General features: G+C 50.4%; 11 protein-coding genes. 6 read left to right on the plus strand and 5 right to left on the minus strand.

All coding sequences use genetic code 11. The annotated features are described in order from the left end of the window. Window positions 1-324: 324 nt before the first annotated feature. Both prmC and AS151_RS01075 read left to right on the plus strand, forming a co-directional pair. On the plus strand, window positions 325-1,227 hold the full coding sequence (prmC, locus tag AS151_RS01070) for a peptide chain release factor N(5)-glutamine methyltransferase (protein WP_071515227.1): 903 nt from the start codon (window positions 325-327) through the stop codon (window positions 1,225-1,227). A 64-nt stretch (window positions 1,228-1,291) separates the two neighbouring features. Further along, a complete protein-coding gene (locus tag AS151_RS01075; RefSeq protein WP_071515228.1) occupies window positions 1,292-3,379 on the plus strand; it encodes a thioredoxin domain-containing protein in 2,088 nt (695 codons plus the stop codon). Window positions 3,380-3,395: 16 nt separating this feature from the next. Here AS151_RS01075 and sbcD read toward each other — a convergent pair whose 3' ends face one another. Next, window positions 3,396-4,787, minus strand: a complete 1,392-nt coding sequence (sbcD, locus tag AS151_RS01080; protein WP_084639325.1) for an exonuclease subunit SbcD — start codon at window positions 4,785-4,787, stop codon at window positions 3,396-3,398. A 309-nt stretch (window positions 4,788-5,096) separates the two neighbouring features. Then, a complete protein-coding gene (gene cysH / locus AS151_RS01085) occupies window positions 5,097-5,828 on the minus strand; it encodes a phosphoadenosine phosphosulfate reductase (protein WP_071515229.1) in 732 nt (243 codons plus the stop codon). Window positions 5,829-5,958: 130 nt separating this feature from the next. Between cysH and AS151_RS01090 the strand changes: the two genes are divergently transcribed. The 4 genes from AS151_RS01090 (at window position 5,959) to AS151_RS01105 (ending at window position 10,028) form a co-directional block, all read left to right on the plus strand. Further along, the gene (locus AS151_RS01090) at window positions 5,959-6,222 is read left to right on the plus strand and encodes a glutaredoxin family protein (protein WP_071515230.1); all 264 of its coding nucleotides are present in this window, start codon (window positions 5,959-5,961) and stop codon (window positions 6,220-6,222) included. Between the two features lie 122 nt (window positions 6,223-6,344). Next, window positions 6,345-7,835 carry a UDP-N-acetylmuramoyl-L-alanyl-D-glutamate--2,6-diaminopimelate ligase gene (locus AS151_RS01095; RefSeq protein WP_071515231.1) on the plus strand — a complete coding sequence of 497 codons (1,491 nt, stop codon included), beginning with the start codon at window positions 6,345-6,347 and terminating at the stop codon, window positions 7,833-7,835. Between the two features lie 224 nt (window positions 7,836-8,059). Further along, a complete protein-coding gene (locus AS151_RS01100) occupies window positions 8,060-9,535 on the plus strand; it encodes an ATP-binding protein (protein ID WP_071515232.1) in 1,476 nt (491 codons plus the stop codon). A 1-nt stretch (window position 9,536) separates the two neighbouring features. Beyond that, on the plus strand, window positions 9,537-10,028 hold the full coding sequence (locus tag AS151_RS01105) for a GUN4 domain-containing protein (protein ID WP_071515233.1): 492 nt from the start codon (window positions 9,537-9,539) through the stop codon (window positions 10,026-10,028). Window positions 10,029-10,305: 277 nt separating this feature from the next. On the opposite strand, the gene AS151_RS01110 is transcribed toward AS151_RS01105, so the two are convergent. From AS151_RS01110 to AS151_RS01120, 3 genes are read right to left on the minus strand one after another with little or no spacing between them, the layout of a single operon-like run. Then, window positions 10,306-11,607, minus strand: a complete 1,302-nt coding sequence (locus tag AS151_RS01110; protein WP_071515234.1) for a CO2 hydration protein — start codon at window positions 11,605-11,607, stop codon at window positions 10,306-10,308. Between the two features lie 15 nt (window positions 11,608-11,622). Further along, entirely contained in the window at window positions 11,623-13,128 is a 1,506-nt protein-coding gene (locus tag AS151_RS01115; protein ID WP_071515235.1) for an NADH-quinone oxidoreductase subunit M, read from the minus strand. 31 nt (window positions 13,129-13,159) lie between these two features. After that, window positions 13,160-15,022: an NAD(P)H-quinone oxidoreductase subunit F gene (locus AS151_RS01120; RefSeq protein ID WP_071515236.1), complete on the minus strand. Its 1,863-nt coding sequence runs from the start codon at window positions 15,020-15,022 to the stop codon at window positions 13,160-13,162. Window positions 15,023-15,072 lie beyond the last annotated feature (50 nt).

The raw sequence follows: 15,072 nt of genomic DNA on the forward strand, positions 1-15,072 counted from the left end.
ACAAATCGTGCCGAAATCCCTGTTTTTGAGCAGATGTAGAAAAACAATCATCGAAACGTCGGCACCATCTCTCAAAACAAGGGGGCATAGCTGCGGGCGTTGTTTCTTTATGGGAGGAACCTCAACGTGAAATGTCTATTTCCTCTACATTTTAGCTTAATTGATTTTTGTTCGTTTTTAAGTCCCGTTAAAAAGTTGCAAGATATAAATGGGGATTTTTATAGGAGCGTTTCTCGAATCCCCCTCTAAAAAAAAGAACTAAAAAATTCCAGAAAATCATTTTTTTAAATGGTATTATAGGTTTTCAGAACTTATCGTAGAAATATGGCCTCCCTCTTTTCCATCTCCGGATCGCACCTTTGGCAATGGTACCAAAAAGCACGCCAACAGGCAGTGGCCGCCGATATTTCCCCCGACGAGGTGGATTGGCTGTTGCAGGAAATCGCTGGTTTGGATAAACTCACGTTGCGGTTGGGGTCGTTTCGGGAATGGCCGCAAATCAACTTGCCTTTTACTTGGGAAAGTCTAGAACAAAGCTGGCAGCAACGCTGTAGCCAACGATTGCCAGTTCAGTACATTACCGGTACCACCCCTTGGCGTGGATTTTCGTTGCAAGTCTCCCCCCAGGTACTAATTCCCCGACCGGAAACGGAACTTTTGGTGGATTTGGCAAAAAAATTCAGCCAGGATTCTCCTTTGGCTGCCGGTATTTGGGTGGATGTGGGAACTGGCAGTGGTGCCATTGCCATTGCTTTGGCAAAAGAATTGACAAATGCAACAATTTATGCTACGGAAATCGATAAAAATGCGCTAGCGATCGCGCAAACCAACGCCAAAAATCTCCTCCCCCCAGACCGCATTACCTTCTACCAGGGGTCTTGGCTGCAACCGCTGGCAAGCGATCGCGGACGCATCAGCGGCATGGTTTCCAACCCTCCCTACATTCCCACGGCAATCGTCCCCACGCTGCAACCGGAAGTCGCCAACCACGAACCCCACGCCGCTTTAGATGGGGGAGAGGATGGGTTGGACTACATTCGCCACCTCATTGCGATCGCACCTACTTATTTGCATCCCGGCGGAATATTATTATTTGAAATGATGGCCGGCCAGGCATCACCAGTACGGGAACTGCTGCAGCAACAAGGCAGCTACCGCGACGTACAAATTTTCCCCGACCTCGCCGGCATCGAACGGTTTGCCTTGGCGTACAAAAACGACTCGTAGCAGACCGACAAGCGATCGCGATACACTACAGGCAACCAAAGTCGTATTCATAACGAGTTTACCCATGACCAATCGCCTCATCGAAACCCAAAGCCTGTATTTGCGCAAACACGCCGAAAATCCCATTGATTGGTGGTACTGGTGCGATGAAGCCTTAAACCAGGCCCGTCAAGAAGACAAACCCATCTTTTTGTCCATCGGCTATTCCAGCTGCCACTGGTGTACGGTCATGGAAGGGGAAGCCTTTTCCAATCCCCAAATCGCCGAATATATGAACGCCAACTTCCTCCCCATCAAAGTAGACCGCGAGGAACGTCCCGATATCGACAGCATCTACATGCAAGCCTTGCAAATGATGACCGGACAGGGAGGGTGGCCGCTAAACATCTTTCTTTCCCCCGACGACTTGGTTCCCTTCTACGGCGGTACGTACTTTCCCGTGGAACCGCGGTTTGGCATGCCGGGATTCATGCAAGTTTTGCAAGCCATTCGCCGATTTTACGATACCGAAAAAACCAAGTTGCAGTCGGTCAAACAGGAAATTTACCAAAACCTGCGCCAAACCGCCGTGGTTCCCGGTACGGGAGAGGAATTTCCCCCGGAGTTGCTGCAAAAAGGGGCCGAGGTCAATACCAAAGTCCTCAGTTTCGAGGGATTTGGCAACAGCTTCCCCATGATTCCCTACGCCGAAAACGTCCTGCGTTCCAGTCGGTTTTCCGGGATTTCCCAAGAACACGACCCCAAGCAGGCGGCTGTTCAACGCGGCATAGTTTTGGCTACTGGCGGTATTTGCGACCACGTGGCAGGTGGCTTTCACCGCTATACTGTGGATGCCACTTGGACAGTTCCCCACTTTGAAAAAATGCTCTACGACAACGGTCAGATTTTGGAATATTTGGCCAATTTGTGGAGTGCTGGCATCAAAGAATCGGTTTTCCAAGAAGCCATGGCAGGGATTTTAGCATGGTTACGTCGGGAAATGACCGCTCCGGAAGGCTATTTTTACGCTTCCCAGGATGCGGATAGCTTTACCAATCCCGACGACGAAGAACCGGAAGAGGGAGGATTTTACGTTTGGCAGTATCAAGATTTGGAATATTTGCTCGATAGCGAAGAAATGATGGCGCTGGAGTCGGCTTTCACCGTTTCTCCCCAAGGAAATTTTGAAGGTCACAACGTCCTGCAACGCCGTACCCGCGACCCCCTCTCCGATGCCGCCAAAAGCGCGCTACGTAAGCTATTCCGTATCCGCTACGGCCACAATCCCGAAGCCATCGACACCTTTCCCCCGGCAACCAACAACCAGGAAGCCAAAACCGGCAACTGGGAAGGTCGCATTCCCCCGGTAACCGATACCAAAGCCATTGTTGCTTGGAATAGTTTAACCATTTCCGGTTTGGCCCGTGCCTATGCGGTGTTGGGAGAAATCGAATACCTGCAACCTGCCGTACGCGCCGCTCAATTTATTTTAAACCATCAGTGGGTCAACGGTCGGTTGCACCGGGTAAACTACAACGGCGAAGCGGCGGTTCCGGCCCAAGGGGAAGATTATGCGTTGTTGGTGAAAGCCTTGCTAGACTTGCATCAGGCTTCCTTGCGCGAGGGAACTGCGGCACAAACTGGCGTGGAAGCGCAAACGTGGCTGGAAAAAGCCATGCAGGTGCAAAAAGAATTTGACGATCGCATGTATTGTGTGGAAATGGGGGGATATTTTAATACTGCCGAAGATAGCAGCAACGAATTGTTGGTCCGCGAACGCAGTTACATGGATAATGCCACGCCTTCCACCAATGGAGTTGCTGCTGGTAATTTGGTGCGTTTGGCGATGCTATCCCGGGATTTGCAGTATTTGGACCACGCTAAGGAAACCATTCAATCCTTTGATAAGATTATGACCGAAACGCCACAAGCCTGTCCGGTGTTGTTTTCGGCGCTAGATTGGTATCAGAATTATACGGTGGTGCGTACCAGCCGCGATCGCTTGGGAGAGTTATTGGGGTCCTATCTACCTGCTTGTGTTTTGCAAGTAGAAAGCGCGCTACCGGCCGGCGCTATAGCTTTGGTTTGTCAGGGTTTGACTTGCAAAGAGCCTTCCCAAACTCCCGAACATATGTGGGAGCAAATTCAATTTTCCCAAAATCGCCACTTGTAGGGAAGTTTTGCCTATTTTAAAACAGGCGCAACTGTTCTCTATCTGTATTTGGATGCTCCGAACGGTCTTGGCTGTTGCTATTGGTGCGATCGCTTTGACCGTTTTGACTGTTTTCAGAATTGCTGGGAATTGACGTTTGGCTGGGGAAAGGAGCGACATCGCGATCGCTTTGGGGGGCGTCCACCGTCTCTCCTTCCTCCTCAGCCAGCATTTGTTTGGCTGCTGCCAGCATATCCTCGCGCAAGTCTTTTAAATCTTCCCGTTGGTCTAAGTAAGTAGACAAAGCAGCGATGGGGTCCAACGATTGGTGTTGGGCAAGTTCCGGCATGCGGGGTCTAGCCAGCTGGCTAACCAACTCCGGTTGGATGCGGTAGCTGTGGGCATCGGCTAGAGCCTTGTGTAAGGTAGCATCGTCGATTTGTTCCAACTGGTCGGAACGCAATTTATAAATCAACCGAACCACAGCACCGGTGAACTTTTTACGCTGAATAGCTTGCAAGAGTTTCTCTTGTGGGGCTTCGGACTCCGATAAATCCACGGAAATGGTACAAAAAGAACGGGCAGGGAGGGGACAAAATCCCCATTCCACATTGCCTTTTTCTAATTTGGCGAGGACGTAGCCTTTTTCCTCTTTTTCTTCGCTAAAATCTACCCGTTCGATGCTGCCCGGATAGATAACGGGAGGATGGTCGCAAAGGACTTGATGCTTGTGAACGTGACCCAACGCCACGTAGTCAAAACATTCGCGGGCAACAAGAGACAGGGGGATAGAAAATCCTTTACTGACAGCCAGCAATCGTTCGGCACCAAAACGAGCGTTGTCCATCATTAAGTGAGCGAGCAAAATGGTGGGAATCTCAGGATCGAGCTGGCGAATTTCCCCTTCCAAAGCCACCCGCAAGCGTTCCACCAGCATATTGTTCACTTCTTCGAGGGATAACCCTTCTGTAGACCGCCGCGTGAGGAGGGTAGACCGGGTAACCCAAGGCAGCGTCACCACCTGAACCGGACCGTTGGAGGTTTCGATGCGGTGGGTAGCCAAGCGATCGCCCACAACCATGCCGGGAACGCCCAGGGTACGATAGATACACAGACTAGCCCCACCCTGGCCTTGGGAATATTGGTCGTGGTTGCCCACCAACAACACCGCGGGAATATTGGCATCTGCCAGGCGACGAAACTGGCTGGCAAAAGCTTCTTGGATGTAGGGAGGAGGAGTGGCATCGGGAAAAGCATCGCCACCAAATACAACCAAGTCCACCGGTTCTGCCAAAGCGCGATCGATACTAAGGCTGAGGGTCGCAACGAAGTCTTCCAGGCGCGTGTTTAAACCAGTTTCGGGATTCACTTTGCCGTGGCTGAAACCACTGCCTAGGTGAACATCAGATAAATGTAAAACGCGAATCATGCTAAAACTACCACACTGCTTTTTGATTTTTGTTTGGTTTTCTGGTCAAAAAACATTTTTTTGTATTCTATAAGCAATACTAGGGAAAAACCAATAAAAATTGTAGGAAGAGCCAATGCAACCAGCTATTTTGCGGCGCAGGGATGGGATGGCCTGTCCGGAAATGCCGAGTCAGTGAAGACAAACAGGATTTTTTTTACCCCCGCCGCCCTATTACCGCTTTGGATCGGGCTTCCCCTATTGCCGCGATCGCGCCAGAATATTTACGGGTATTGTAGGGGCGAAGGAAAATTCCGCCCCCAAGGCTAGCTAAACGTGAATGCCGCATTCTAGCTTGCCCATGCCGCGCCAGCGACCAGCACGTTCGTCTTCCCCTTCGCGCACGGGAGTCGTGAGAGGTTCGTCGCCAATACTGGGATAGCCTTTCTCGTGGAGAGGATTGTAGGGAACGTTGTGCTGGCCAGCATATTCCCAACTGGCTTGGCGGGTCCAAGCAGCGAGGGGATTGACCTTAACTCGTCCTTTCGCATCCAATTCAAAGACTGGCATGTTGGCGCGCGTGGCGGCTTGGTCGCGACGACGACCGGTAATCCAAGCCACGGTGTTTAGTTCGTCCAATCCCCGGTGAAGGGGTTCGATTTTGGTCAAGTGGTGGAATTGTTGTACGTCTTTTTCCCAAAGGGCTTCGCCGTGTTTGGCGGCAAATTCCTCGCGGTTGTTGACGTCGGGGGTTTTGTAAACTTGCAGGTTGAGATTGTATTGTTCTTTGGCGCGCTCTACCAGTTCCAAAGTTTCCGGAAAATGATGCAGCGTGTCCAAAAAGATGACCGGAACTGGGTTTTGGGGGGATAGTTTCCGATATAGCAAATCGGTAATCACCATGTCGTCGATGTTGAACGCACTGGTTTGCACCAAACCAGTAGGTATATTTTCTACACACCAGGCTAGAATTTCTCTAGGATGGGCATTCTCAAAGCGTTGGTTGAGTTCGTCCAGGTCAAAACCAGGAGTGCGATCGGTAACGTTTAGAGTCGAGACCATGCTATCCTTCTACGCTAACTTTTCAACAGATTTACGGATTGCTCGCTGCAATCCACCGATTAGATTATCATGCTTTCCACGTTTATTATACACAAAACACACATAATCCGGTCGGAAAATGGGAGATTTTATGAAATTGATTTTGTACAGCAAGCCTGGATGCCACTTGTGCGAAGGTTTGCAGGAAAAATTGGAACAGGTGGAAAATCCCCAAATTTCTTTGGAGATTCGCGATATTACGACCCGCGATGATTGGTTTGCTGCTTACCAATACGCAATTCCAGTTTTGGTCCAAGAAACGTCGCCAGGAGAACAGGTGCGATTGCCTCGCCCTTCTCCGGGGATTTCTGTGGAACGGTTGGCGAGGATGTTGCGCGAGTATGAGCAGGGGTGATGGGAGCGTGGGGGATGTGGGCAATTGGTTGTGTTTTGCGATTTTCTCAATCTCCCAAGGTTTCTATCTCCCCATCTACATCTATAGATATAGACAATAGGCAGACAAATTGAAGAGGAACGATGGAACTTCAAGAATTGTTGGATGTAATCTCCGATCGCATTGGTTTGGCAGAAGTTCCCCAGGTGACGGGGGATGTGAAACGCCTATGCACAAATTCCCACATTTGTCAACAGGGAGATTTATTTTTGGGCATGCCAGGTACGCGGGTTGATGGGGGTGAGTTTTGGCAGGGAGCGATCGCTTCGGGGGCGATCGCAGCTTTGGTCTCTCGCCAGGCTTACCAGCAGGTTCCCCCACAATTTCAGGAAATAGTGATTCCGGTAGATGATATGGTCGCTGCCTGCGCGGAGGTGGCGGCGGCATTTTACGGGCATCCTACCCAAAAACTACGCATGGTGGGCGTGACGGGAACCAATGGCAAAACCACCACCACTCACTTAATTGAGTTTCTATTGCAAAAGGCGCAGCAACCAACGGCTTTGTTAGGAACGCTGTATGCCCGCTGGCCGCACCATCAGGAAACAGCAGTTCATACCACCCCTTTTGCCGATCGGTTGCAACAGCAGCTGTCCCAGGCTTACGCAGCGGGGGCGCGGTCGATGGTGATGGAGGTGAGTTCCCACGCCTTGCAGCAGGGGCGGGTGTTGGGCTGTCAGTTCGACGTAGCGGTGTTTACCAACCTCAGCCAAGACCATCTAGATTTTCACAAAACCATGGAAAATTATTTCGAGGCCAAGGCGTTGCTGTTTTCTAAAGGGTATTTGCGGGGTCAGGCAATCGTTAATGTGGATGATGCCTACGGCCAGCGTTTGTTGGAACGGTTGGATCCGCAGTCGGTTTGGCGCTACAGCTTGACCGATAGCAGCGTGGAATTGTATCCCTACGATTTGCATTTGCATCCCGATGGGGTGACAGGGAAAATCCATACGCCTCACGGAGAGGCAGATTTATCGCTACCGGCGATTGGACGATACAACCTAGCCAATGCCCTAGCAGCGGTGGGGGCAGCATTGCAATTGGGAGCAGATCTAGAAGCGATCGCGGCGGCGTTGCCCCAATTTCAGGGAGTTCCGGGGCGAATGGAAAAAGTCCAGGCAGACCCCAACCAGGATCTCACCGTGGTAGTGGATTACGCCCACACCCCCGATAGTTTGGAAAATGTCTTGCAAGCCATGCGACCCTACGTAGCGCGAGAGTTGGTGTGTGTCTTTGGCTGCGGAGGCGATCGCGATCGGGGCAAACGTCCCATCATGGGGCAAATTGCCGCGCAACTGGCAGACCGGGTGGTGGTGACTTCCGACAATCCCAGAACCGAAGACCCGGAAACCATTTTGCAAGATATCTTGCAAGGCATTCCCGAAGGGGTTTCTCCCGAAGTAATTTGCGATCGCGCTAGTGCCATTTCCCATGCCATCCAAACCGCCCAGCCAGGGGATAGCGTTGCCATTGTTGGCAAAGGTCACGAAGACTATCAAATTATTGGTACGGAAAAAATTCATTTTGACGACCGCGAACAGGCGCTCCAGGCACTCCGAGAAAGGAATTGGTAGATTTTGTCAACCGAGAAAATACGTAGAGATTTCCTAACACATCTTCATATTTCCTGACGGTGCCTGTGGGGATCTTGTATCTTGAAAGGATAGTAGGTGTCTCTCCCCCCACTGCTTTTCTACCAATGCGGATGAGGAGATGGGGAGATAGATGAGATACCCTTGTTTCTCCCATACTCCCGTGCCTCCCCAGCTCGGTCGCCGATCTTAACCATGTTACGCTTATGACTGCACTACCAGTTTCAGGGCTATCTTTATACCAACAAGCCTGCCAACACCAACCGCCGCCGCGGTCTTTGCAGCTAAGCCCAGCCACCCTCCATTCCGCAAAAACCGTGTTGGTGGATTGGTTGATGGAGTCGGAACACTCCGCAACGCTGCTATTAAAATTTCCCCAAGGCAGGGGATGGCAAGTTACCCAAGACCGCTTGCTGAAAAAAACCGATGCGCGCCATCGCGTGTGTATTTTTCAAGCCAAACCAACCACTCCCGATGGCGAGGAGGAAGAAGATATTTCCCAACCCTTGACTTCCCCATCAGATATTTTAGACAACAATTTCGCCGACAATGGGGAATCTTCCTCACCAGTAACGTTTTTTTCCCTCTCTGCACGCAATCCCTACCTGCGTCGCGAATATTTTTTAATTGGCTATACAGAAACCACCTGCGGCGCGGTTATTGCCCATCGACCCCGTTCTGCCAGTGCTCAAACCCAGAAAAAATCCTATAAAGGACCGCTACTGACATTGCTTTCCCTAGACAGCCGCATGGTAAAGGCCTTGGTGGATACCTTGATGCCACTGATTCCCGAGGCGGAACGTGCTTATTTGCCTTCACCCGAGGTGCAGGCGTTCGGAAATAACGCCTTTGCCGAAATGTTGTGGTGCCAGCAAATCAAGCAACAAGAACAAGTGCGTCGCACCATGCTCAGCTACCGCCAACAAGCGCGGGAACTGGACACTCTACAGAGCGAAAATACCGCCTTGCAAGAATCTCTCACTTGGAAGGATGAGTTTATCAACCAATTTTCCCAAGAATTGCGGACACCAGTCACCAATATGAAAACTGCCCTGTCGCTACTCAACTCTGCCCAGTTGAAAGCATCGCAGCGGGAACGCTACATTCAAGCCCTCCAACAGGGATGCGATCGCCAAAATTCTCTCATTGAAGGGGTTGTGGAACTACAAAGGTTGGAAACATCGGCACCACAACATCGGTTGGAACCCATTCACCTAGCGGAGGTAATTCCTGGTGTGGTCAGTACCTTTCAACCGGTAGCCCAGGAAAAATCCATTTCCCTGGCTTATACTATTGGCGAGGAATTGCCACCGGTGGCTTGCGTGGTGGGATGGCTGCGCAAAATTGCCATCGAACTACTGAACAACAGTATTCGCTTCACGCCGGAAAACGGTAGAATTTGGGTATATACCCAAGAAAAAGACGACAAGGTGGTCATTTCGTTTCAAGATACCGGCATTGGCATTCCCCACCGAGAAACTTACCACATCTTCGAGCGTTTCTATCGGGTTCGCCACCAAAATTCGGGATTTGAATCGCAAGGGGCAGGATTGGGGCTCACCATTGTACAGCAGTTGCTTTCCCACTGTGGCGGTTCTATTGCCGTCAAAAGTCAGGCAGGAAAAGGGTCCACTTTTACGGTAACCTTACCCGTATATCGAGATCGTGGCAGCGTTAGGTAGTATGAGACAGGGAGCAAGTGTCGATTGCAGCTACTTACACCAGTTATTAGTTGCAGAAAACTGGCAACAAGCCGACCGGGAAACCGCCGCCCTGATGCTACGCGCGGCAGGCAAACCCGACCAAAATTGGTTGGACAATGCTGATGTGGAAAACTTTTCTCGCTCGTTTTTACAAACCATCGATCGCTTGTGGGTAAAACATTCCCAAGGGAAATTTGGTTTTAGCGTCCAGTACCAAATTTGGCAGGAGTTGGGCGGTTGTATTGATTGGGAAACTACCTGCCACCTGGGCGATCGCTTGGGATGGCGTCAGGGCGATCGCTGGTTGAGTCTCCAGCAAATTCACTTTTACCAGGACGAATCTACGCCACGGGGGCATTTGCCTTGGATAACTTGGTGCCATCTTTGGTTTTGGGGCGGTGCCATGGGGATTTTATTCTCCCCTTTGCTGACCCGATGGCATACCAATCAAGACGAATTCTCAATTTTTTGATCTAGATAGCAAAAAGTTTGCAAGAAATAATCGGTGTATTTTTCTGGAGATACTTCACGAAGGGTCTCCCCAGAAAATCATTGTTTTTCAAGAAGTCCTAGAATACCCAATCCGAGATGGGCAAACCACAATTATTCTGTAGGGAGTTAGGGTACTATCCCTAAGCTTTGGCAGGCTCAGCACAAGCGTTTTTTTGTGGGTCTACATACATCGGATTTGGTATACCCCTTGTGGTCCCCCAGAGCCAGGGGGATGCCACAGCCACAGGTCCAATCGCTTACCGATAATCCTGGCTTTGAATATCCCGCAAGCGTGCTTCCGGACGCAGGAACCGGTCCATTTGCGCTTCAAAAAAGCGGCGATTGGCCATTAAATGTTCCGGATTGGGGTCGTCGAGGGGATACAGCAGGGCCGTTCGCAGGGCTTGAATCACTGCAGAAGTGACGCAATACATGGAACGCTGGAACGTAATCCCCAATTGGATGAGCATATCGTCCTCCTTGCGACAGTGCTGGCGGTAGTAGTCCACCAGATAGTCCGGCAAGAAGTGATACATATCTTGCATTAACAAAGTAGGCGGAATGCCTGCTGTTCCCACGGGAAATACATCCGCATAGAGAATGCCGTAGTGAAAATCCTTTTGCTGGTCGGGAACCTCCTTAGCTTGGGCATTGTAAGATTTGGTTCCCCGAAAAGGGGCCGTCCGGTAAAAGACCGCTTCCACATAGGGCAAAGCCGCTTCGTAAAGCCACATAAACCCTTTGGATTTGGGGATGATTTCGTAACATTCCCCGTCGATGTAAACATGGTGGTAAATGGGGCGACCGGCAGCAATGAAAATGGCATTGACCAAGAAATTCATGGCATCGGTAACAGTTTTAAATTCGCCAGCATCGTAGCGATCGCTCATTTCAAAAAACACCGGTGCCATCACTTCCCAAAACAATCCCAAATTGGCATAGTACGACATTTCCCGAACTTGTTCGTAAAACATTTCCGGGAACAATTTGTACAGCCCCAGCATCAAAGGATTGTTTTTAAAATAGGCTTTAATGGCGCGATCGGCGTTGGCTTTGTATTCATCGCTTTCTAGATATTCGTCGAATTTACCCCCCATATTTTGATGCCAAAGCATGGCTTTCATACAGGCTTCGGCAAATTCCATATTAATGCGATCGTGATACCAATGGTGCAGGAGTTTGGGGATATTTTTCTTAGTCTCCCCTCTTTTCATAAATTCAATCAGTTCCGGATGCGCCTTGCCATCACCTTTTTGCCAAACGCGATAGTCGGCATTTTCCCCAGCGTAGTGATTTTCCAAATCCAAATATTCCTGGGGCAAAAAGTATTTAAAGAAAGGTACGGGATTGAGAAAAACCCGTTCGGCAATGTACAGCAAATCCCGCCAGTAGAAATCCATAGGAACGGCATAGGCTTTGTAAATGCCGATAATTTGCATCAAATTTTCCGGCGTATCCGGCAGCATAGCACCACCGGCTTCCAGGCGATGGATAATCTCCGCAAATTCGTGATTGGATGGGGGGATTTTGGCTTTAGGTTCGGCGATATTTTGCACCATAGTTGACCTCAAAAGTTACTGCTTTTCTTCCCAAACAACAGCCACTTGTTCGCTAGGGGACTCGTAGAGATTGGCTGCCAAATTGTTGGTGGTGGTTTCCATCCAGCTAACCAACCAATTGGGTTGAATGCCCAGAAAGAAAATGGTTGCCGCTAGAATGTAGGCGGGAATTCTTTCAGACCGGGTTACTTGTGGGTAGTAGGCGCGTTGGTTGTCTAATTTGCCAAAACAAGTGCGGTTGAGCAGAATCACGAAATAGACAGCGGTCAAGCCGGAAGCGATAATACAAACCAGCGTGGGAATGGGGAAAATGGAGAAACTTCCTTGGAAAATGATAAATTCCGCTGCGAATCCCACCAAGCCAGGAATGCCTGCACTAGCCATCCCCGCTACAATCAACAAAGCACTGGTGAGGGGTAAACCGCGGATGGGATTGAGCAAACCATTGAGAACGCCGCGATCGCGGGTACCAGCTTTGACTTCTACAATCCCCACCAAATGGAACAGCAGAGCGAGAATCAATCCGTGGCTCACCATTTGCGCCACCGAACCCAGAATACTCAAACGAGTACCAGCGGCAGCAGCCACCAAGATATATCCCATGTGACCGATGGAACTGTAAGCCACCATGCGTTTGATATCTGTTTGTGCGATCGCGCAGACAGCACCGTAAACCACGCTCAGGGTTCCCACTGCTGCCAATCCGGGGGCAACCAAGGACCAAGCCTCTGGGAACAATCCCAAACCAAAACGAACCAATCCGTAAGTTCCCAACTTGGCTAAAATACCGCCCAACAAAATCGCAATCGGGGGCGATGCCTCCACGTAAGCATCGGGCAACCAAGTATGTAAGGGAACCAGCGGAATTTTGATACCAAAACCCACCAGCAGCAAGCTAAGGAACAACAATTGTGCTTGGAGGGCAAAGCCTTGGGTAGCAATTTCGCTATAGTCAAAGCTACTGGCATCGCTCAGCAAAGTCATACCAAAGAAAGCCGCCAGAACCAACAAACCGGATACGGCGGTATAAAGTAGGAACTTCATGGAGGCGTAGCCGCGCTTTTCACCGCCCCAAATGCCCACAAGCAGGTAAAACGGAATCAGTTCCAACTCGTAAAATAGGACGAACAAGAGCAAGTTCTGAGCCAGAAGCGCGCCCATAATCCCGGCGCTAGCTAGGAAAATTAAGGCATAGTATAGGCGAACGCGGGGTAGGTTGGTATCGCTACAGAGAATGGCAATCCAAGTTAGCAAAGCGCCCAGAACCACTAAGGGCATGGATAGACCATCGACGGCCAAACTGTAGCTTAGTCCTACCAGTTCCACCCACCAGTAATGTTCGCTAAATTGCAGTTCGGGGCTGGTGATGTCGAAGCCAGCCAACAACCACAGCGACCAACCAAGTAAGGCGATCGCAACGACTTGGGAAATGTTTCTGACCGTGGCAGCGTTGACCGATTTCGGCAAAACCGCGATCGCGATCGCCGCCACCAGAGGAATGGCAATCAGGGCACTTAGCATAGTCGAAAAATTCCTTACAATCCTTCCTCACTTATGAAGAAATCACAATGGAAGCGTTGGACAGCAGCGACCAAGACACCATTAGACCAAGCAAAGCAACGCCAACGACAATGGTGAAGGCATAAAATTGGGTTTGCCCGGAAACGTTGTACCGCAAGCTCTGACCGCTAAATATGGTTGCCAAGCCTACTAGATTTACCAAACCATCCACAACATAGCGATCGATCCAGGAAATAAGTTGCGAGACAATTCCCACAATGGAAACAATGGTGAAGCGGTACAGTTTGGCAGTGTACAAATCCTGAGCCAGCAATTCTTGCAAAAATTGCGGTTGCAAGCGTACGGGTTTTTTCCAGTTGGGGTTGAGATAAATCAAACCGCCCAATTGCATGCCCATATATGTGGTGAGCAACAACAAAGCGATCGCTGGTTTGTTCAGGTCTTCCCAGGAGGGCAGCAAATTCCACTGCAACAGGAATAAAGGCAAATGCAGGGCAAATCCCATTTGAATTGTTGTGGGCAGAACCATTGCCCACAGAACCTCCGGAGAGCGTTTGGTCATTTCCTGGGGCTGACCGGCAAACATCAGACCAAATACCCGGGTCATACCGAAAGCGGTCAAACCGTTCACCAGCAACACCACACCCACCAACAGGGGTTGGCTTTGCCACAGATTGCTAGCCATTTGCAACAGTGCCCAGAAACCGCCCAAGGGAGGAACCGCCACCAGAGAGGCAGTACCGACAAGAAAGCTCAGTCCCACAATCGGACGGCGCGACCACAAACCGCCGTATTGGGTGAGGTCTTGGGTAATATTGTTGGCAAGAATACAACCAACACAGGCGACCAACAAAGCCATGGCCATGCCATAGGTCAGCAGTAGAATATAGGCAACGTTGATTTCCCCGGTCCCTACGGCGATAAAAATCAAGCCCATGTAAGCGCTGGTGGTGTAGGAGAGGGTTCGCTTAACGTCAATTTGGGCAATGGCAATCAAAGAAGTGCCAATGGCAGTAGCCGCGCCAATCGCGATCGCTGCTGACGTTCCCACCGAAGAGAGGGAAATTACTGGTTCTACTTGAATCAGCACCCACGCTCCGGTGGCTACGACAATCGTATTGCGCAGAATTGTAGCCGGAATTGGACCTTCCATAGCTTCGTCCAGCCACAAATGCAAGGGAAATTGGGCGCATTTGCCCACCGGACCGGCAAGCAAAGCCAAACTCAGCAACGTAGCGGTGGTGGGAGACAAATCGGCGTTTTCTGCCCAAACTGCCAACTCGCCGAAATCCCAGGTCCCCGCTAGGGGTAAGATGGCAACAACACCCATGAGCAAAATCAAGTCGCCCACCCGCTTGGTCAGGAACGCATCCCGCGCTCCGGTGACCACCAGGGATTGGTTGAACCAAAATCCAATCAGTAGATAGGTGCCTAAAGTGAGAATTTCCAAAACAACGTAGCTGAAGAAGAGGGAGTTGCAAAGCACTAGGGTACTAATGCCAGCTTCAAATAAAGCCAGCAAAGCATAAAATCGCGCCCATCCCCAGTCCATTTCCATATAGCCAATGGCAAAGACTTGGGCGATGAGGTTCAGACCGGCGATGACAATGAGGGCAGCGACGGTCATGACGGAAACCTTTACAGAAAAGTCAATTTGCAATCCCGCCGCATCCAGCCAGTTGACAGAGAAAAAATAAGGAGGGCGATTGAGAGTTGCTGGTAACGCCAGCACGCTGTGTACCAAGGCAACAAACGTGGTGATAATGTTAATGTATCCGGCGGGTCTTGGACCGGTACGCCGAATAATACCAGGAGACCACGGCAGTCCCAAAACTGCCCCCAACAGGGCATACAATGGCACAAGCCAGATGGTCTGACTGCACAGTTCTGCCATAGAGATTCCTCAATAGTGACGTTGCTTCGGACGGTTGGCGCAAAAATGAA

The sequence above is a fragment of the Geitlerinema sp. PCC 9228 genome, assembly GCF_001870905.1.
Lineage (GTDB): Bacteria > Cyanobacteriota > Cyanobacteriia > Cyanobacteriales > PCC-9228 > PCC-9228.